Below are 18551 nucleotides of genomic sequence, written 5' to 3' on the forward strand. Positions count from 1 at the left end.
CGGCGAAACGTGTCACGATCGCCGATATCGCGCGCATGGCCGGCGTCTCCCCCGGCGCCGTCTCGTTCGCCCTCAACGGTCGTCCCGGCGTGAGCGATGAGACCAGGCAGCGCATCCTGTCGATCGTCGACGAGAACGGCTGGCAGCCGAGCTCGGCCGCGCGCGCCCTTGTCGGCGCCCGCGCGAACACGGTGGGCTTCGCGCTCGCCCGTCCGGCACGGTCGCTCGGCTCCGAGGCGTTCTTCACCGATCTGATCGCCGGCATCGAGTCGCGGCTGTCCGAGAGCAAGGTCAGCCTGCAGCTGCGCCTCGTGACCGACATCGCCGAGGAGATGGAGGTGCATCGGCAGTGGCGCTCCTCCAACCAGGTCGACGGCATCATCCTGATCGACCCCCGCGACGACGACCCCCGCAGCGACCGCATCGCCGCCCTCGATGCGCGCGCCGTGCTGATCGGCTCCAAGCCCTCGCCCGAGGGTGCGGTGCCGAGCGTGTGGATCGGCGACGACGCCGTGGCCGAGACCCTCTTCTCGTACCTCGCGGCACTGGGCCACTCCCGCATCGCCTACGTCGCCGGACCGGCCGAGCTGGAGCACACACGCCTCCGCGCCGAGGTGCTGGAGAGCATGGCATCCGACGGCATCCACGGCGAGGTCATCGCGACCGACTTCTCGCCCGCCCGCGCCTCCGCGGTGACCCGCACCCTGCTGTCGGGACGACAGCGTCCGACCGCGATCGTGTACGACAACGACGTGATGGCCGTGGCCGGACTCCGCGTCGCGCAGGAGATGGGGCGGCACGTCCCTCGCGACGTCTCACTCGCCTCCTTCGACGACTCGGTCATCGCGGGACTGATCAATCCGTCGATCACCGCGATGACGAGAGACACCTTCGAGCTCGGCGAGACGGCGGCCACCCTCCTGCTGCGTCAGATCGAGGCGGGCACGACGCTGCCCAGCGTCGAAGGCCCCACCCCCGTGCTCACAGCGCGCGAGAGCACGGCACCCCCGCCGACCTCGCCTGACGAGCCCCAGCCCTCCGGACGAGCACCGCCCCGCGGGGCGCCGACGGTGCGACACTCAGCCCTGGACCACGGTGTTGACCGAGCCGTAGGGGTCGACGGCACTCGCCGACAGGTCGGGACGGATGAGGCGACGGATGCCCCTGGCATCGAGCGCGGCGGGGTCGAGGGCATCGCGGGAGGTGACCAGCGCGGGGTCGAGTCCTGCGGCGCATGCATCCGCCCACGCCTGGAACACCGCGCCGCCGGGGCTCAGCGCCGCGCGACTGAGCGGCACCTCGCGCTCGTCGACGTCGACGACGATCGCGGTGTCGCGCAGCGGCGGGGCGGTGCGCCGACGCAGCTCGGGGATGAGCTCGGCGAGACGCCGACCGAGGGGCTTGGCCGCGCCGTCCTGGCCGATCAGACCGAGAGAGTACTCGAGCTCGGGGAAGTCGCCGAGGTCGCGGCTCACATCGTGCGAGCACCACCAGGTGATGCCCCACAGGTTCTCGGTGCGCGCGGCCGAGCGGACGGTCGCCTCCAGGAAGCCGGGCATCTCGCCCTCGTCGAGGCAGTTCGACGGCGCACCCACCTCCTGCAGCCACACCACCCGCTCCGGATCGGTCGCGAACGCCCTGGACAGCTCGATCAGATACTCGGCGTGCCGGTCGGAGGCGACCGAGCGACCGCCGTAGCGCTGGGCGGTGCCGTTGAAGATCCAGGAATGGATCGTGGTCATCGCGCCGAGCCGGGAGGCATGGGCCGGAGTGAAGCCGTGCCCGTCCATGTACCAGACCGCGTCGTATTCGCTGTGCACGTGAGGCAGTCCCGGAGCTGAGGACTCCGCCGCCGAGAGCAGCGACGAGATCCACGCGCCGGCCTGGTCCTGCGTGACCGGCCACGGCGAGGGGTGGGTGTGCGCGGAGAACTGGTTCGTCTCGTTGCCGAGCGTCAGGCCCAAGAAGTTCGGCGCATCGCGCAGTGCCTGTCCGAGCCGCTCGACGAGGGCGATCTGCCCCTGCAGCGCCTTCTCATCCGTGAACATGTTCTTGTCGTGCCAGGTGTACAGCCATGACGGCACGAAGTCGAAGCTGGAGAGGTGCCCCTGGATCACGTCGATGCTCGCGTCGAGTCCGAACTCCGCGGCCACATCGACCACGGCGCGGACGTCGTCGACCGCCTTCGCCCGGATCAGGGTCCGGTTCGGCTGCAGCACCGTCCACAGCGGGAACACACGGACGTGGTCGAGTCCGAGCGCGGCGAGGGCGGCGAAGTCACGGCGCACATCGTCGAGATCGAGGTCGAGCCACGAGTGCATCCAGTCCTTCGACGGCGTGTAGTTCGCCCCGAATCTCAGGGGAGCATCGAGAGCGCCGCGCTGCGTCATGTGTTCGGACCTTTCGGACGGTGACCTCGGGCGAGGCCATGGTCGCACCACTATAACGCTTGAGCAACGAGCAACACACCGCTCCGACCAGCGATGTCAGGAGCGAAGCGCTCTGCGTCTTGACAGCGGAGGAATCGGATGGTTTCATCTGCTAAAGCGTTGTAGTCCCTTCGTGGACGGCACGCGGATTCGCCCGCCTCGAGGAAGAAGCACGATGAAAGTTCCCACACGCATTGTCGCTCTGGCAGCATTCAGCATCGGCGTTCTGGCGCTGACGAGTTGCACGGGGGGCGGCGGAGCCACCAGCGACTCCGGCCCCATCGACACCTCCGGCGAACTGAGCGGATCGATCCAGTTCCAGACCTGGTCGCTCAAGAACGAGAAGTTCACCCCCTACTTCGAGGACCTCATCGACGCGTTCGAGAAGGAGCACCCCGACGTGAAGGTCGAGTGGCTCGACCAGCCGGGCGACGGCTACCAGGACAAGATCCTGAGCCAGGCGAACGCCGACACCCTTCCCGACGTGTTGAACCTGCCGCCGGACATCGCCTACCCCCTGGTCGCCGCGGGCAAGCTGGTCGACATCGAGACCGCCGACCCCGAGCTGAAGTCGGTCTACAACGCCGGCGCCTGGGACTCGTACAGCCAATACCCCGGGGTCGACGGCACGTACGGGCTCCCCTGGTACCTCTCCAGCGACGCCTCGTGGTGGAACCTCGCGCAGCTCGCCCCCTACGGCGTGACGGAGGACAACCTTCCGACGACCGTTGACGAACTCCTCGACCTCGCGAAGGACGTCGCGACCGAGTCCGGGGGCAAGGTGCAGCTGCTCTCGTCGATCCCCGCGCTCGACACGTTCACGGCTGCGGGCATGGAGGTCATCGACGACGAGGGCGAGTTCGACTTCAACACCGACGAGGCCGCCGAGATCATCCAGGCGTACGCCGACGCCTACGCCGCCGGGGCGATGCCCGCCGAGGCCTTGACGGGCGACTACGGCGGGAACGCCGAGGCCTACATCCAGGAGAAGGTCGCCTTCACGACCGGAGGCACGGGCTTCACGACCGACCTCCAGAAGGACGCTCCGGCCCTGCTGGAGAACACCGTGGCCACCCCGCGCCTCGGCATCGCGCCGCTGTACGTGCAGGGCCTCAACGTGTCGGCCGACTCGGACAACAAGGAAGCAGCGCTGGCCTTCGCCGAGTTCGTCACGAACGAGGAGAACCAGGTCGCGTTCTCGTCCCTCGCCGTCGGAACCGCTCCCGGCACGGCCGCCGGCGGCGACGCGGTCGTCGACAACATCGCCTCCACGGTGACCGACGAGAAGCAGCTCGCCGCGATCGACACCGTGTTCGGCGCGATGAAGGATGCGAAGGCGCTGCCGTTCCAGTGGACCTCCGACATGGCCACGTACATGACCCAGCAGATCGCCCTGGCCATCAACGGCGAAGCGGACCCGAAGGCTCAGCTCGACAAGATCGTCGAGTACGCCAACGCGAACCGCGTGGATCAGTAAGCCATGAGCGCGAACACCGGCATCCGGGGCAGAGGGACGACCATGAGATCGCACAAGTGGTTCACCCCCTGGCTCCTCATCGCCCCCGCCGTCATCTGGGTGCTGGTGTTCGCGCTCTGGCCGTTCCTCAACACGGTCTTCCTGAGCTTCACCGACGCGCGTCCGCTGCGCACGCCCGGATTCGTCGGCGGAGCCAACTACGAGCGCATGTTCGGCGACGAGATGTTCTGGAACGCGCTGACGACCTGCCTCATCTACGTCGTCGTCTGCGTCCCGCTGCTGACGGTCCTCCCACTGCTGCTGGCGCTGCTGGTGCAGAAGAAGCTGCCGGGCATCTCGTTCTTCCGCACCACGTTCTACTTCCCCGTGATCGCGTCGGTCGTCGTGGTCGCCCTCATCTGGACCTGGCTGTTCGACAGCCGCGGCATCATCAACCAGACCCTCGAGTTCCTCGGCCTGATCGACCAGCCGATGGCGTTCCTCGTCGACCGCTGGCTGCTGCTCGGCTGCGCCATCCTGCTCACGGTCTGGAAGGGCCTCGGCTACTACATGGTCGTGTACCTGGCGGCCCTCGGAAACGTCGGCAAGGAGCTGCATGAGGCGGCGATGCTCGACGGGGCCGGTGCCTTCCGCCGCTTCCTTTCCGTCACGATCCCCTCGGTGCGCGGCGCGATGCTCCTCATCTCCGTCCTGATCGCCGTGTCGGCCATGCGGGTGTTCGCCGAACTCGACGTGCTCTCCAAGAGCACGGGCGGCCCCGGCGGCTACGACATGTCGCTCGTGATGCTGATCCGCCAGGTCGGCTCCGGCCTCAACGGCAACATCGGCTACGCGTCCGCGATCAGCGTCGCGCTGTTCCTCCTCACCCTCATCCCGCTCGCCGCGATCGCCTTCATGAATCGCGAGAAGAAGGCGAAGGCTCCCGCATGAGCACCCTCACCCCGCCCCGCGCCGACGACTCCCCCGCCGTCGAGGATCGCCCCTCGTCTCCCGCGCGCGAGCGCATCTTCCGGCGCCGCGGCTCCGGCGACTTCAGCAAGCCGCCCCTCGGCGGGCTGATCGGTCGCTACGCCCTCCTCGTCCTGGTCCTGTTCCTCGTCATCGGGCCGTTCATCTGGCAGCTGTCGACCTCGTTCAAGGGCCCGCAGGAGAACATCTACTCCTTCCCGCCGGAGCTCATCCCGCGCGATCCGACCCTCCAGAACTACTCGCGCGTCGCCGACATCGTGCCGGTGTACCTCTACGCGTGGCACTCGCTGCTCGTCTCGATCGGCACGGTCGTGAGCAACGTGGTCCTGGCCACGTTCGCGGGCTACGCCCTGGGGTGCATGCGCTTCCGCGGCAAGTGGATCGTCATGGGGATCCTGCTGTCGACCCTGCTGTTCCCCGGTGAGGTCACGGTCACGAGCAACTTCCTCACGATCCGCGCGCTGGGTCTGGCCGACACCCTGTGGGGCGTGTTCCTCCCCGGCGCGATCAGCGCGATGAACGTGCTGCTGATCGCCACCGCCTGCCGGATGATCCCCAAGGACGTCTTGGACGCCGCGACCGTCGACGGTGCGACGACGTGGCAGCGCATCCGCCACATCGTCTGGCCGAACATCCGCGGGATGGTCTCGGTCGTCGCGATCTTCGCGTTCATCGGCGCGTGGGACGACTACCTCTGGCCGCTGATCGTGCTGTCCGACCCCTCGAAGTACACGCTCACGGTCGGCATGGCCTACCTCAACAGCAGCTTCTCGGTCGACCCGCGCCTGATCGCCGCCGGCACCATGATCGCGCTGGTGCCGATCGTCATCATGTTCTCCTTCACGCAGCGCTTCTTCTTCAAGGGCGTGCAGGAGGGGGCGATCAAGGGGTGAGCACCGCGCACCTCGCCCCGGCGGCGGGGCCCGCGGATCCGCCGTCGTCTCGTCCGCGCGTCGGCGTGCTCCCCGGACCCGTCTTCGCATTCACGTTCGACCCGGCCGTCGGCGAGCACCGGGTGGACGTCCCGGAGCTGACGGACATCGTCCTCACGAGCGAGACCGTGCTGCACTGGGCTTTCTACGCCGACGGCCGCGACGCGACGCATGCCCCGCACGCCGCCCTCGCCGTGACCGTCGACGTGCGCCTTCCCGACGGCAGGCGCCTGAGCGATCACGCCGCCGTCCGCGACCGCTACGACTTCCCCCTCGATGCCGAAGCGCAGTTCGGCGCCAAGTGGTCGTTCCCCGAGCAGTGGAACGCCGACACCGTCTCGCTCGCGCCGCTGAGCTCCGATCGCCGCGGGGCCGTGGAGCTCGTGCTCGGCACCGCGTCCCTCGCCGCGGCATCCGGACTCCCCGCGCGTGCGACCGGGTTCGTGCAGGTCCTCGTCGAGGAACGCCCCTCTCCCGGGGACATCCCCCAGTGGAGCGGGTGGACACGCGTCGGGGCAGCCACTCGGGGCCCCGCTTCTCGCGCGGCAACACGATCCCGGCGGTCGCCGTACCCCACGGCTTCACCTTCGTCACGCCCGCCACCGATGCGTCGGACTCCCGCTGGCCCTATCGCCCGTCCGTGCACGACGATCCCGCTGGGCGTCGACTGGAGGCTCTCCAGTTCTCGCATCAGCCGAGTCCGTGGATCGGCGATCGCGCCGTGCTGCAGGTGATGCCGTTCCTCGGTCGCCCCACCTCGCAGCGTGCCGGTCGGAGGCGATGGATCGTCCCCGGCTCGGAGCGGGCGCGTCCGCACGAATATGCCGTCGAGCTGGGCGACGGACTGCACGCCGAGATGACGGCGACCTCGCACGCGGCCGCCTTCCGGGTCCGGGCCGACGACGCGGATGCGCGTGTCGGTCTCGTCCTCGATCAGCTCACGGATGAGGGCCGACTCGTCTGGACGGACGACGACCACTTCGAGGGCTGGGTCCCGGAGGGCCCCGATGACTGGGGCAACGCACCGCGCTGCTATTTCGCGGGAGCCGTGATCTCGGACGACCCCGGGAGTCCGGGCGAGCGCTCGATGCTCGACGACGACGGGCGCGGACGGGTCGCGGGCTGGATCGCCGCGCGTCGCCGGTTGGAGGTCCGCATCGCGGTGTCGTTCCTCTCCGTGGAGCAGGCCTGGCGCAACCTCGCCCTGGAGGCGCCGGCATCCGTGCCGTACGAGCAGCTGAGGGAGGATGCCGCCGCAGCCTGGAACCGGGTGCTCGAGCGCGTCACGATCCCCCGATGCCAGCGGACGCGGCGCGGTACCGCTCGCTGGCCGATGAGGAGCACCGAGCCCGGATCGCCGCGGCCCTTCATCGCATGCACCTGTATCCGAACAGCGCCGCCGAGAACACCGGCACGGCGGGGCAACCCGTGTGGCGGTTCGCCGACGTCTTCGTCCCCCGCGAGCCCTACGGTGAGCGCGCGACGACGAGTGCGCCGGTCGCGGAGGGCGAGCTGGTCGTCAACAACGGCTACTGGGACACCTATCGCACCGAATGGCCCGCACTCGCCCTTCTCGACCCCGCCCTCACGGGACGACTGCTCGACGGCCAGCTCGCCCAGTACCGCCACGGCGGATGGATGGCCCGGTGGAGCGCCCCGGATACGTCGACAGCATGGTCGGCACCTCGAGCGATCAGATCTTCGCCGACGCGAGCAGGTGGGGCGTGGCGTTCGATCGCCCTGCCGCGTTCGAGAGCGGCTGGCGGAACGCCTGCGAGCCCGGACCCGACGCCCGGAGGGGGCGCAAGGGCATCGCGCAGGGCCGCTTCACCGGGTACATCTCCTCCGCCGTGCCCGAGGGCATGAGCTGGAGCATCGAGAACGCGGTGAGCGATGCCGCGCTCGGCCGGTTCGCCGCGCAGCTCGCCGAGGACGCCGGATCCGAGGAGGACGCCGCCCGCCACCGCGCCTTCGCCCGGTACTTCGCCAACAGAGCGCTCTCGTACCGGTCCCTGTACGACGCCGGCACCGGGTTCTTCCGCGGCAGGGATGCGGATGGCGAGTTCGCGCCCGGCTTCGATCCGCGGGCGTGGGGCGGCGACAACGTCGAGACGAACGCGTGGGGCATGTCGGTCGGCGCCGTCCACGACGGTCACGGGCTCGCGGCTCTGCACGGCGGACCCGGTGGGCTCGGTCGTCACCTCGACGCGCTCTTCGCCGAACCGGAGACCGCCGAGGAGCGCTTCGGCGGCGCGTACGGGGCCGTGATCCATGAGCAGCGGAGGCCAGAGCGCTGCGCTCCGGCATGTGCGCGATCTCCAACCAGCCCGCCCATCACATCCCCTTCATGTATGCGTTCTCCGACCGTCCGTGGCGCGCGGGGGCGATCGTGCACGACCTGGCCGGACGCCTGTTCGCCGGGGCGCACATCGGCCAGGGGTTCCCCGGCGACGAGGACAACGGCGAGATGAGCGCCTGGTGGCTGTGGGCGGCCCTCGGGCTGTATCCGTTGGAGCTCGCGTCCGGCGTCCTGCGGATCGGCTCACCGCTCTTCGACGACATCCGCGTCGACCGAGGCGACGGGTCGTCCCTGCGCATCCGCTCCCGTCGCAGCGAGCCGGGTGCCCGGGTGCTGCGCCGTGCCGGGATCGACGGGGTCGCACTCGACGGAGCCGAGCTGCCCCTCGCTGCACTCGCCGGCGACGTGGAACTCGAACTGGACTTCGGCACCGATTCGGCGGAGGCGCTCGAGAAGGGCGGCTCCACCGCCACGGATGGCACCGCGTGGTGCCAGGACCTCACGGGCGGCACCGGCGAGGTCATCGCATCGGCCGCGGTGGTCGGCGCCGCCTTCCTTTTCGACGACGGAGATCCTGCGGGTTCGGGCGGTGTGACCCTGGCCGAGGGTGAGGGGGCAGGGTGGCGGTTCCCGGAACCCCGGGCCGTCAGCGACGTGACCGTCACGATGGTCGACGCCGCATCGTCGTCGTCGCTCCGGTGGGAGGTCATCGGGGTGGACGGCACCTGGATACCCGCGCCCCCGACGCACGTCGGCGACCTCCCCGCCGACCGCACCACCCCGTTCACGCTGAGGTCTCGGGTCGTGACCCCGGCGATCCGCGTGCGGGCGGATGCCGAGGTCACTATCCGTCAGGTCGAGGTCTTCGACCTCGGGTGATCACTTCGACAGGATGAACGACACCTCGGTGGTGTTGCCGGCGACGTCGACGACCTGCAGGGTGTTGGAACCGCGGACCGCCCCGAACGCGCCGGGCTTCACGAAGTTCAGATCGCTCCATCTGTCGTCTGTGAGGTCTTTCAGGACTCCGTTGACGTACAGCCGGTCGATCTTCCCCTCGTCGTGGAGCGCGAAGCTCACGCGCTGATAGACGCCGTCCGCCCTACTCTTCGTGAACCGCGCGCCTTCCTTGACGGTGACGGTGGGCGGCGTCGTGTCACGCGGCGCCGCCCGGTACGCGGTCGCCTCGCCCTTGAGCTCCTCCGTGATCCCCGACAGGAAAGCCGACTGGTCCGTCGCGGTGAGGTTGTAGGCGACGTAGACGCCGTACCCGTCAGCCGCCGTCCGCGCGGCGAAGTCGGCCGCGGTCGCGGCCGAGGTGTTCGACAGGTCGATCGCCGCGGCGCCGATCCGACTCCGCTCGTCGAGACCCGGAACCGTGGGCGCGTCATAGGTCGGGTAGTAGGGATTCCACGCGTAGTCGAGCACACTCGCGGTGTCGAAGAGGCTGAAATCGGTGGTCGTGTACGTCGGCCCGATCGCATACAGGCTGATGATCTTGTCCGGCCCGAGCCGATCGCGCAGCGCGCTGGCCAGCCAGCCGAACGACTGCGGATTCGGCTGCGGCGTGCCGTTCGCCCCGTATTCGGTCCACTCATCGTCGAAGTCGATGCCGTCGAGGCCGTACGTCGTCACCGCGTCGGCGAGCTGAGCGGCGAAGGCATCAGCCTCGGCGTAGGTCGTGAAGTTCGCGAAACCGGCGCCCTGGTGGTTGCCGAGCACCGACAGCAGCACCTTGGTGCCTCCCGCCTGAACCGGTCGGATCTGGCCCTCGGCGTCTTCCAGCGTCTCGGTGACGCGCTCGTTGAAGTGGAGGTACGCCTTCTCCCCGTCGTAGTTGATGTTGGCGGCGAAGATCATCGCCATGTCGATGGCCGCGCGCCCCGAGTCCGCCAGCGTGTAGTCGGCCACATTGACTAAATCGTTCGAGTTCACTTCGACATAGACCGCGAGCTTCGGATCGGCATCCTCCGTGTCAGCGGTGGCGGCACCCCCTCCCGCGAACGCGACCCCTCCGGCGACCGCGAGCGCGGCGAGGGCCGTGATTCCCCTGCCCAAGCGATGGTTCCCGGCGTTCGATTGGTTCATGACAGATCGTCTCCTTTGGCGTCGGTGTCGCTCTTCCGTCGCGGCTGCGCGACGTGGGGCCGACTATATCGCTTAAGTAATCGCGTCGGAAGAGTGACCGCACGGGAAGGATCTTGCCGACGACGTGGGCGGCGGGCACCGACCAGACCGATGGGCACCATGCCCGCCCTGGCGAACGCGGTCCTTTCCGGGGATGCTGGAGCCATGCGCGCTCTTCGGCTCCTCTGGCGGTATCCGGTGATCACCCTGACGGTCGTCGTGTTCATCGCCGTCGGGATCCTGCACGCCGCCGACGCGGAGGACATCGGTCGCTGGGTCGCCACGATCTACGTCGCGGCCGTCGTGGCCTGGACGCTGGTGGGCATGGTGCGCGACGTGCTCCGGGGCCACGTCGGACTCGACATCCTCGCGGTGGTCGCGATGGTCGCCACACTCGCCGTCGGGGAGTACATCGCCGCGCTGATCATCGTGCTCATGCTGTCGGGTGGGGAAGCGCTCGAGGACTTCGCCGGCCGCCGCGCCAAGCGGGATCTGTCGGCACTGCTCGACCGTTCTCCGCGGACGGCCCACGTGCTCTCGACACCGGAGGCAGCCGAGTCGGACGAATCACGCGACGTGCCCGTCGACGACGTCGTCGTGGGCGACGTCCTGCTCGTGCGCCCCGCCGAGATCGTTCCGGTCGACGGGATCCTCCTCACCGAGAACGGCACGTTCGACGAATCCTCGCTGACCGGCGAGAGCATGCCGGTCACCCGCACCCAGGGCGAGGAGGTGCTGTCCGGCGCCATCAACGGCAGCCGCGCGATCCGGATCCGCGCGCTGCGCACCGGGGCCGACAGCCAGTATCAGCAGATCGTCGCGCTCGTGCATTCCGCCGAGTCCTCGCACGCGCCGATCGTGCGATTGGCCGATCGCTTCGCCATCCCGTTCACCGCCGTCGCGCTCGTCCTGGCCGGCACGGCATGGGCGATATCCGGCGACTCCACCCGTTTCGCCGAGGTGCTCGTGCTCGCGACGCCGTGCCCGCTGCTGATCGCGGCCCCCGTCGCCTTCCTCGGCGGTCTGTCGAGAGCGGCCAAGTCGGGCGTGATCATGAAGAGCGGGGCCGTCGTCGAGCAGATCGCCCGCGTGCGCTCGGCCGCCTTCGACAAGACGGGCACGCTCACGCAGGGCCGCCCGGAACTCGTCGACGTGCGACCGGCCGCGGGATTCGACGCAGAAGAGATCCTGCAGCTCGCGGCCTCGGCGGAGCAGTACTCATCGCACGTCCTCGCCGACGGCATCCGCCGTGCCGCCGCCGCACGGGGCCTCGTGCTGCACGCCGCCGAAGAGGCGAGCGAGACGGCCACGAACGGGGTGTCGGCCACGATCGGCGGACGGACGGTCGTGGTGGGCAAGCCGGCGTACGTCGCCTCGCTCGCACCGGACACCGTCAGAGCGACGCTCGGCGTGGGTGAGGCCGCCGCCTACATGGCGGTGGACGGAGGCTTCGCCGGCATCCTCGTGCTCGCGGACGCCGCACGCCCCGAGGCGGCGGCGGTGGTGTCATGGCTGCGCGTGCATGAGGTCGAGCGGGTCGTCATGCTCACGGGTGACGTGCATTCGACGGCCGAGTCCGTCGGCACGCAGATCGGGATCGACGAGGTGCACGCCGAGCTGCTCCCACCGGAGAAGGTCCGACTCGCTTCCGAGCTCCAGCCCCGACCGGTGCTGATGGTGGGCGACGGCGTGAACGACGCCCCGGTGCTGGCGGCCGCGGACATCGGGATCGCCATGGGGGCGAAGGGAGCGACGGCCGCGGGCGACGCCGCCGACGTCGTGATCCTGGTCGACTCGCTCGCGAAGGTCGTCGACGCGATCGCGATCGGGCGCCACACCCTTCGCGTCGCCCTGACCGCGATCTGGATCGGCATCGGGCTGAGCGTCGGCCTCATGATCGTCGCGATGACCGGCGTCATCCCGGCCGTCGTCGGTGCGCTCGTGCAGGAGCTCGTGGATCTCGCGACGATCCTGTACGCCCTGCGGGCGTTGAGCGGTCCGCCGAGTGGACTCCGTCCCGATGCGGTCTCCCACACTGCACCGAATCCCTCATCGACGGGTTCTGCACAACCACCGGGTTCCGCGTCTGCCGCCACCGGAATACCGTGACACGCTGGCCCTCCACACACAGACTGGAGGCATGCCCTTGAACGACCCGCAGGTATGGACCCTGATCGGACTCTTCGCCGCCGTGATGCTCGGTGGGATGACGCTCATGACGACACAGCTCAGCCGCATCATCCGCACCGAGGTCGACCGGATCGACGGCACCCTCTCGGCACGCATCGACGGCATGGACGCCCGGCTCGGCCGCATCGAATCCAAGGTCGACGACCTCGACAAGGAACTGACGAACCTCGCCACGCGATTCTGGCGCTCGCAGTAGTCTCCGCGGCGCGGACTCGACTCAGATCGCGACGTCGCCCACGAGGTTGACGGCGATCCCCATACCCGCGAACATCGCCGCCTTCGCGATGAGTGCACGGTCGGCCGTCTCGGCATCGGGCGCATAGACCAGCTGGGCATGGTTGGCCTTGTGGCGAGCCATGAACTGGTCACGAGAGATGCCGTGCAGCACCACGTGCGCGATCGGCCACTCCGGGTTCGTCGCGTCTTTGCGCCGCTGCGTCTCCTCCTCGGGCAGCTCCACGACGCTCGCACGGAAGATGTCGGCCTGCAGGATGCCGTCGGCGATGAACACCCGCGACAGCACGATCTCGCCCGGCTTCGAGACGCCGTTGACGGTCGCGCCCCCCGCCGGGAAGAACACATGCCCCTGGCGCCAGCCCTCGGCGTTCTGCCAGCCGCCCAGATGCGATCCCGGCACGGAGCCGGAGATCTCGTACACCCACACGAACTGCCCGTCGAAGTCTTCGCCCCACCGCACGTCGTGCAGCGTGTTGTCGGGCACGAGTCCCATCGCGCGCCAGACGCGGTCGGTCACGAGCGCGTCGACCGCGACCCCTCGTCGGCCTCGTTGAAGTGCGGGAACGCGCGCCCCTCATGCAGCACACGCGAACCGTCACGCGACAGCACCGGAGGGCGCTCGGTGGAGTTCAGGATCCCCTCGGCCAGGTCCGAGGCCGGCACCAGGTCCTTCAGACCCTGCTGGTACTGGATGCCGACCGCATCGAGGCCGAAGTCGTCGGCGATGCGCAGCGCGGCGATGTACATCTTCAGCTGCCACTGCACCTGCTCGCGCGTGAGCTCGGTAGCGGCATCCGTCCCGTATCGGAAGGTCATGCCGGCGTCGATCAGCCAGTCGTACGCGGCATCGGCCTCGTCATCGGCGACCTCCAGCATCTCGGCGTAGAGCGCCGACTGCGACAGCCGCTCCTTGTAGATGCCGGTGCGGTTGAGCAGTTCATCGTCGAAGATCGCGTTGTACATGCCCATGCACCCCTCGTCGAAGACGCCGATGATGGCCTTGTCGGCGAGGAGTTCCGCGGCGAGCGCTTCTCCCAGCTGCTTCTCTGGACTGTCCGGGAGGGCGGGCAGGGCGCGCACGTGCGAGGCGTCGTGCGTGATGGAGCCGGTCTCGGTCCACTCCCTGATGCCGTCCGTGAACCACTCATCGGTGAAGTCGACCGACCAGGTCGTGGCGTAGGGCTTGCCCATCTTGGTGAGTCCCGCGTTCAGCCCGAGGAGGCCGACGAGGCCGGGCCAGTCCCCGGCGAAGTTCGCGACCGTGAGGATCGGACCCTCATGCGTGCGAAGGCCTGCGAGCACGTGATGCGAGTACTGCCAATTCGCAATCGCCACGACCAGGGGCGCATCCACCGGGATGCTCCGGAACACCTCGAGGCCCATCCGCTGGCTCGAGATGAAGCCATGACCGGTGACGGGATCGACGCCGAAGGGGCGGACGACCTCCCACCCGAGCCCGTTCAGCACCCCGGTGACGCCTGCTTCGAGTTCGGCCTGGGTCGGCCATCCCGCGACGTTCGCCGATTCGCGCAGGTCACCCGAGGTGATGAGGTACGCCGTCTGCGGGGCGGCTGCGGGACGAGCGGCCGGGGCCGGCAGGGTGTAGGTGGTCATGATGCCTCCGGGTTGGGGGTGGGTTCGGTTCTCCGCTGCGCGGCGGCGAGGTCGTGGATGACGGACCGGGAGCCCTCGTACAAGCGCAGATATCGGTCGAAGAGGGTGTCGTAGAGGGGCTGCAGCTGTGTCTGCGGCCGGATGCGCTCGGCGATCGGATTCCAGTCGGTGATGGCGGGTGCCGCCCCGGGAGCCGCCGTCGCGGTCGCCGCGAGGAAGGCCGCGCCGTAGCTCGCGCCGATCGTCGTCTCGGGCAACTCCTGCACGAGGCCGGTGACGTCCGACACGATCTGCAGCCAGAGCCGACCCTGGGTCCCGCCGCCGACGGCCACGATCCGACGGATGTCGGCGCCCGCTGCGCGCATCGTCTCGACGTTGTGCCGCACCCCCAGCGCAGTGGCCTCCAGCGCGGCGCGGTACAGGTCGCCGCGCGTGTGCTCGAGGGTGAGGCCGGCGATCACGCCGCGGGCGTCAGGGTCTTGGATCGGCGTGCGCTCCCCCGCGAAGTACGGCAGCATGAGCACCCCTCGGGCGCCCGGCCCAGAGGCCTCGGCTTCGGCGAGGAGCACGGGATAGTCGGCTCCGGTGAGCTCGGTCATCCATGCGGTGAGAGCGCCGGAGGTCGAGAGCCCGCCTGCGAGGTTGCGCGTGCCGGCGAACGCTCCGGACGTCGTCCACATGGAGGGGGTGCGCAGACTCTCGGTGCCGTTCGTGAACACCATGAACATCGTCGTGCCGTACATGAGCATGAGGTCGCCCACCTCGTGCGCGCCGACGCTCACCGCCTCGGTCCATGCGTCGATCGTCCCCGTGATCACCGGGGTGCCTGCGGGGATGCCCGTGGCCGCGGCGGCTTCCGTCGTCACCTCGCCGGCGACGTCCCCGGCCCACAGCAGCCGAGGCTGCGCGATCGGGCCGGCGTATCTCGCCCACCACGCGTCATGCCAGCGCGCCGCGTCGATGTCGTAGAGCGGCGACACCTGACTGGCGGACTGGTGGTCGAGCACGTAAGCGCCGGTCAGTCGGCCGGCGAGCCAGGACGCCGGCATGTACAGGCGTCGGGCCCGCGCCCAGGCGTCGGGCTCCTCATCGGCGACCCAGGCGATCTTCGGTCCGCCGGCCTGCGAGGTCAGCGTCGAGCCGCCGACCCGGGTGATCTCCTCGACGCCGAGTTCCCGGGTGATCCTGTCGATCTGGGCCGTGGAGCGGGTGTCGACCCCGTAGAGGATGGCGGGGCGCACGGGCTCGTCGCTCTCGTCGGCGAGCAGGATGCACGGCCCCATCCCGCTGACTCCGACCCCGGCGATCTCCACGTCCGCGACCGCTTCGATCAGTTCTCGGGTGAGCGACACGAACTCGTCCCACCAGATCCGCGCGTCCATCTCCACCCAGCCGGTGTGCGGGCGGTCGACGTCGTGCGCCCTCGTCGCAGTCGCGACGATGGAACCGGTGGCATCCACGAGCACGCCCTTGCTGCTCGATGTGCCGATGTCCACCCCGAGGGTGCAGCGCATTTGTGTCCTCCCTGATGCCGGACGTCGACGTCTGCCGATCTGGTGGCCACTGTACGCGAAATCGATTTCATGACGCAAGGGAGCCACTCTTCCTGCACAGGAGTTCCGCCCCGTCGACCTCCCCACAGGTGCCGTTCCCGAGGTCAGGGCCCACCGGAATACCGTGACAACCTGGGCTCTCCCGCACACCATGGAGACATGCAGATGAACGAGCCTCAGGTCTGGACACTGATCGGCGTCTTCGCCGTCTTCATGCTGGGTGCGCTCACGCTGCTCATGCGTCAGAACGACAGGATGATCACGTCGCTCCGCGGCGAGCTGACCGCGAAGTTCGACGGCATGGACGCGAAGTTCGAGGCACGCTTCGATGCGATGGACGCGAAGTTCGACGGCATGGACGCGAAGTTCGAGGCACGCTTCGGCTCGATCGATCACCGACTCGAAGAACTCGACAAAGAGGTCGCGAACCTCGCGACCCGGTTCTGGCGTTCTCGCTGACCCCGCTCAGTTCCGTGGGTTCGCGGGCTGCACCTCGTTACGCAGCACGACCGTCCGAGCCGGCTGCTGATCGCCCTTGATACGTTCGAGCAGCATCCGGGCCGCGGTCACACCCATGTGCCGGGCGGGCAGCCGCACGACGGTGACGGCCGTGGGCGACAGAGTCGTGAACGGCAGTGAGCCGATGACCGCGACACCGACCTCCGGCGGGGTGAGCCCGTGCTCGGTCAGCACCTGGATGGCTCCGACGCCGATGAGGTTGTTGCCGGCCACCACGGCATCCGGCGGCTCGGGAAGCGCGAGAAGCTCCTCCATCGCGGCCCGACCTCCGTCGACGCGGAACGTCGCGAATCGCGCGAGCTCATCCAGATCGAGGTCGGGGTGCGCCGCGGCGAGCGCGGCACGCCATCCGGCCGCGCGCTCCGCCGCCGTGTCGATGTGCTCGGGGCCGCCGATGTAGGCGATGCGTCGGTAGCCGGCGTTGATCAGGTCCTGGGTGGCGGAGGTGCCGGCGGCGCGGTTGGCCATGACGACCCCGTCGATGTCGTACGTGGTGCTGCGGTCGACGGCGACCACCGGGCGTCCGGTGGCGAGGATCGTCTCGAGATCGGAGTGCTCGTCGGCGGTCGCGATGATCACGCCCGACATGTGCTCGGCGATCGCGATCCGGAGGTACGTGGCCTCCTTCTCGAGTTGCGCGTCGGAGTTGCAGAGCACGACCGAGTACCCGGCCTCGGAGGCGACGTCCTCCACCCCGCGGGCCATCTCGGTGAAGTAGGGGTTCTCGATGTCGGGGATCACGAGCGCGATCACCTCGGAGCTCTGACGGCGCAGCGTGCGGGCGGTGCGATTCGGGGTGAACTTGAGCTTGGCCGCGGCGTCGCGCACCGCGGCGACCTTCTCGTCTGACACGCTCGTCCCGTTGAACACGCGCGAGACTGTCGCGGGAGAGACCCCCGCGAGCTCTGCGACGTCGTAGATCGTGGTCATGCACCCTCACTGCCTGTCCGGTCGCGCCGGACGTGAAGCAACAGTATCGCGCACGTTCACGTTCTCTGGTGTTCCGTTCTGAAATCGATTACATTGGCGGCCATGACTTCTGCACCCTCTGATCTGGCATCTCTCGCGGCGCTGCGGCCGATCCAGACCCGATCCATCTCACCCGAGAACTTCGACGGTTCCGCGGGGGGCGGAGGCCGGGCGACGGAGGGCACGGGCGCCGCGAACGCTCGCGACCTCGGTCCCGGCTGGAAGATCTCGCCGAGCGTCGACATCAAGGCCGGTGAGACGTTCGAGCTCGCGAGCATCCGCGGCGCGGGCAAGATCACCCATATCTGGATCACGACCCACACCGACAACTGGCGCACACTGCTGCTGCGGGCGTATTGGGACGGGGCGGAGGAGCCGGCGGTCGAGGTGCCGTACGGCGACTTCTTCTGCAACGGATGGGGAGTCTTCGCGCAGGTGAACTCGCAGACCATCGCCGCCAACCCCCACGGCGGCTTCAACTCGTACTGGCCGATGCCGTTCCGCGACGGTGCGCGCCTCACGATCGAGAACACCTCGGTCGTCGACGTGCGCGTGTACTACCAGGTGACCTACGAGGTCGGCCGCGACCACGCGGACGACGCCTACTTCCACGCGCAGTGGCGGCGCTCGAACCCCCTGGAGGAGCTCACCCCGCACGTGATCCTCGAGGGCATCGAGGGGCAGGGGCAGTACGTCGGCACGTACATCGCCTGGGGCGTCAACTCCAACGGGTGGTGGGGAGAGGGCGAGATCAAGTTCTACCTCGACGACGACACCGACCACCCGACGATCTGCGGCACCGGTACCGAGGACTACTTCGGCGGAGCCTGGAACTTCGACATCCCCGGCCGGGGGTACACCGAGTTCTCGACGCCGTACCTCGGGATGCCCCAGGTGATCCGCCCCGACGGCCTCTACGTCTCGCAGCAGCGGTTCGGCATGTATCGGTGGCACGTGCTCGACCCCATCCACTTCGCGACCGGCATCCCGAAGGTCGACATCCAGGCGCTCGGCTGGCGCAGCGGCTGGCGCTATCTCCCGCTGCGCGACGACATCGCGTCCACGGCGATGTTCTATCTCGACCGGCCGACCGCCCGTCGCCCGAAGACGCCGACGGCCGACGACCTGGAGGTGCACTTGGGATCCGCTCCCGTACCGGACATCGGAGCCTCTCCCTCGCGACCGCCACAGGACTGAGCCCTGCCGGACTGAGCCGCCACAGGGCTGAGTTCCTGC

15 protein-coding genes and 3 pseudogenes are annotated in these 18551 nt (G+C 69.0%); 11 read left to right on the forward strand and 7 right to left on the reverse strand.

Going from position 1 to position 18551, the window contains the following annotated elements; genetic code table 11:
* Positions 1 to 35: 35 nt before the first annotated feature.
* Positions 36 to 941: pseudogene (locus K1X59_RS19025) on the forward strand (LacI family DNA-binding transcriptional regulator); the annotation flags it as partial.
* Positions 942 to 1079: 138 nt separating this feature from the next.
* On the opposite strand, the gene K1X59_RS19030 reads toward K1X59_RS19025, so the two are convergent.
* Positions 1080 to 2390: a glycosyl hydrolase gene (locus tag K1X59_RS19030; RefSeq protein ID WP_183151195.1), complete on the reverse strand. Its 1311-nt coding sequence runs from the start codon at positions 2388 to 2390 to the stop codon at positions 1080 to 1082.
* Positions 2391 to 2604: 214 nt separating this feature from the next.
* On the opposite strand from K1X59_RS19030, the gene K1X59_RS19035 reads away from it, so the two are divergent.
* From K1X59_RS19035 to K1X59_RS22070, 4 genes and pseudogenes are all read left to right on the forward strand, one after another.
* A complete protein-coding gene (locus K1X59_RS19035) occupies positions 2605 to 3906 on the forward strand; it encodes an ABC transporter substrate-binding protein (RefSeq protein ID WP_183151196.1) in 1302 nt (433 codons plus the stop codon).
* A gap of 3 nt (positions 3907 to 3909) precedes the next feature.
* The gene (locus K1X59_RS19040; protein WP_244632205.1) at positions 3910 to 4836 is read left to right on the forward strand and encodes a carbohydrate ABC transporter permease; all 927 of its coding nucleotides are present in this window, start codon (positions 3910 to 3912) and stop codon (positions 4834 to 4836) included.
* On the forward strand, positions 4833 to 5768 hold the full coding sequence (locus tag K1X59_RS19045; RefSeq protein ID WP_220173726.1) for a carbohydrate ABC transporter permease: 936 nt from the start codon (positions 4833 to 4835) through the stop codon (positions 5766 to 5768). Before K1X59_RS19040 ends, K1X59_RS19045 begins: the two co-directional genes overlap by 4 nt.
* A 538-nt stretch (positions 5769 to 6306) precedes the next feature.
* Positions 6307 to 6795: pseudogene (locus K1X59_RS22070) on the forward strand (alpha-1,2-mannosidase); the annotation flags it as partial.
* A gap of 44 nt (positions 6796 to 6839) precedes the next feature.
* Here the strand turns inward: K1X59_RS22070 and K1X59_RS22075 are convergent.
* A complete protein-coding gene (locus tag K1X59_RS22075) occupies positions 6840 to 7178 on the reverse strand; it encodes a hypothetical protein (RefSeq protein WP_258566942.1) in 339 nt (112 codons plus the stop codon).
* Positions 7179 to 7181: 3 nt separating this feature from the next.
* On the opposite strand from K1X59_RS22075, the pseudogene K1X59_RS22080 reads away from it, so the two are divergent.
* A pseudogene (locus K1X59_RS22080) lies at positions 7182 to 7987 on the forward strand (glycoside hydrolase domain-containing protein); the annotation flags it as partial.
* A 125-nt stretch (positions 7988 to 8112) separates the two neighbouring features.
* Positions 8113 to 8985, forward strand: coding sequence for a glycoside hydrolase domain-containing protein (locus K1X59_RS22085; RefSeq protein ID WP_309491606.1), 873 nt, complete (start codon positions 8113 to 8115; stop codon positions 8983 to 8985).
* Here the strand turns inward: K1X59_RS22085 and K1X59_RS19055 are convergent, their stop codons facing one another.
* On the reverse strand, positions 8986 to 10194 hold the full coding sequence (locus K1X59_RS19055) for an endo-beta-N-acetylglucosaminidase H (RefSeq protein ID WP_244632208.1): 1209 nt from the start codon (positions 10192 to 10194) through the stop codon (positions 8986 to 8988).
* Positions 10195 to 10398: 204 nt separating this feature from the next.
* On the opposite strand from K1X59_RS19055, the gene K1X59_RS19060 reads away from it, so the two are divergent.
* Together K1X59_RS19060 and K1X59_RS19065 are read left to right on the forward strand one after the other, a co-directional pair.
* The gene (locus K1X59_RS19060) at positions 10399 to 12342 is read left to right on the forward strand and encodes a heavy metal translocating P-type ATPase (RefSeq protein ID WP_258566944.1); all 1944 of its coding nucleotides are present in this window, start codon (positions 10399 to 10401) and stop codon (positions 12340 to 12342) included.
* Positions 12343 to 12373: 31 nt separating this feature from the next.
* On the forward strand, positions 12374 to 12619 hold the full coding sequence (locus tag K1X59_RS19065) for a hypothetical protein (RefSeq protein WP_183151198.1): 246 nt from the start codon (positions 12374 to 12376) through the stop codon (positions 12617 to 12619).
* Positions 12620 to 12640: 21 nt separating this feature from the next.
* Here the strand turns inward: K1X59_RS19065 and K1X59_RS22090 are convergent, their stop codons facing one another.
* The 3 genes from K1X59_RS22090 to K1X59_RS19075 are packed head-to-tail and all read right to left on the reverse strand — an operon-like array spanning position 12641 to position 15788.
* A complete protein-coding gene (locus K1X59_RS22090) occupies positions 12641 to 13177 on the reverse strand; it encodes a hypothetical protein (protein ID WP_258566945.1) in 537 nt (178 codons plus the stop codon).
* Positions 13174 to 14274, reverse strand: coding sequence for a hypothetical protein (locus tag K1X59_RS19070; RefSeq protein ID WP_258566946.1), 1101 nt, complete (start codon positions 14272 to 14274; stop codon positions 13174 to 13176). The genes K1X59_RS22090 and K1X59_RS19070 overlap by 4 nt, the downstream gene beginning before the upstream one ends.
* Complete coding sequence (locus tag K1X59_RS19075) at positions 14271 to 15788, reverse strand: FGGY-family carbohydrate kinase (protein ID WP_220173727.1); 1518 nt, start codon at positions 15786 to 15788, stop codon at positions 14271 to 14273. The genes K1X59_RS19070 and K1X59_RS19075 overlap by 4 nt, the downstream gene beginning before the upstream one ends.
* Positions 15789 to 15992: 204 nt before the next feature.
* On the opposite strand from K1X59_RS19075, the gene K1X59_RS19080 reads away from it, so the two are divergent.
* Entirely contained in the window at positions 15993 to 16286 is a 294-nt protein-coding gene (locus K1X59_RS19080) for a hypothetical protein (protein WP_244632212.1), read from the forward strand.
* Positions 16287 to 16292: 6 nt separating this feature from the next.
* On the opposite strand, the gene K1X59_RS19085 is transcribed toward K1X59_RS19080, so the two are convergent.
* Positions 16293 to 17276: a LacI family DNA-binding transcriptional regulator gene (locus K1X59_RS19085; protein WP_183151201.1), complete on the reverse strand. Its 984-nt coding sequence runs from the start codon at positions 17274 to 17276 to the stop codon at positions 16293 to 16295.
* A gap of 102 nt (positions 17277 to 17378) precedes the next feature.
* Here K1X59_RS19085 and K1X59_RS19090 point away from each other — a divergent pair, with 102 nt between their 5' ends.
* Positions 17379 to 18512 (forward strand): glycoside hydrolase family 172 protein, encoded by a 1134-nt coding sequence (locus K1X59_RS19090; RefSeq protein ID WP_183151202.1) that lies wholly within the window; start codon positions 17379 to 17381, stop codon positions 18510 to 18512.
* Positions 18513 to 18551: the final 39 nt, after the last annotated feature.

Origin of the sequence: Microbacterium sp. Se5.02b, assembly GCF_019464375.1 — a bacterium.
Classification (GTDB): Bacteria; Actinomycetota; Actinomycetes; order Actinomycetales; family Microbacteriaceae; genus Microbacterium.

Excerpts from the sequence above, each read along its gene's own strand:
- K1X59_RS19030 (WP_183151195.1), bottom strand. The coding sequence starts at position 2,390 with ATGACGCAGCGCGGCGCTCTCGATGCTCCCCTGAGATTCGGGGCGAAC.
- K1X59_RS19035 (WP_183151196.1), top strand. The coding sequence starts at position 2,605 with ATGAAAGTTCCCACACGCATTGTCGCTCTGGCAGCATTCAGCATCGGC.
- K1X59_RS19040 (WP_244632205.1), top strand. The coding sequence starts at position 3,910 with ATGAGCGCGAACACCGGCATCCGGGGCAGAGGGACGACCATGAGATCG.
- K1X59_RS19045 (WP_220173726.1), top strand. The coding sequence starts at position 4,833 with ATGAGCACCCTCACCCCGCCCCGCGCCGACGACTCCCCCGCCGTCGAG.
- K1X59_RS22075 (WP_258566942.1), bottom strand. The coding sequence starts at position 7,178 with ATGAAGGGCCGCGGCGATCCGGGCTCGGTGCTCCTCATCGGCCAGCGA.
- K1X59_RS22085 (WP_309491606.1), top strand. The coding sequence starts at position 8,113 with ATGTGCGCGATCTCCAACCAGCCCGCCCATCACATCCCCTTCATGTAT.
- K1X59_RS19055 (WP_244632208.1), bottom strand. The coding sequence starts at position 10,194 with ATGAACCAATCGAACGCCGGGAACCATCGCTTGGGCAGGGGAATCACG.
- K1X59_RS19060 (WP_258566944.1), top strand. The coding sequence starts at position 10,399 with ATGCGCGCTCTTCGGCTCCTCTGGCGGTATCCGGTGATCACCCTGACG.
- K1X59_RS19065 (WP_183151198.1), top strand. The coding sequence starts at position 12,374 with ATGCCCTTGAACGACCCGCAGGTATGGACCCTGATCGGACTCTTCGCC.
- K1X59_RS19070 (WP_258566946.1), bottom strand. The coding sequence starts at position 14,274 with ATGACCACCTACACCCTGCCGGCCCCGGCCGCTCGTCCCGCAGCCGCC.
- K1X59_RS19075 (WP_220173727.1), bottom strand. The coding sequence starts at position 15,788 with ATGCGCTGCACCCTCGGGGTGGACATCGGCACATCGAGCAGCAAGGGC.
- K1X59_RS19080 (WP_244632212.1), top strand. The coding sequence starts at position 15,993 with ATGAACGAGCCTCAGGTCTGGACACTGATCGGCGTCTTCGCCGTCTTC.
- K1X59_RS19085 (WP_183151201.1), bottom strand. The coding sequence starts at position 17,276 with ATGACCACGATCTACGACGTCGCAGAGCTCGCGGGGGTCTCTCCCGCG.
- K1X59_RS19090 (WP_183151202.1), top strand. The coding sequence starts at position 17,379 with ATGACTTCTGCACCCTCTGATCTGGCATCTCTCGCGGCGCTGCGGCCG.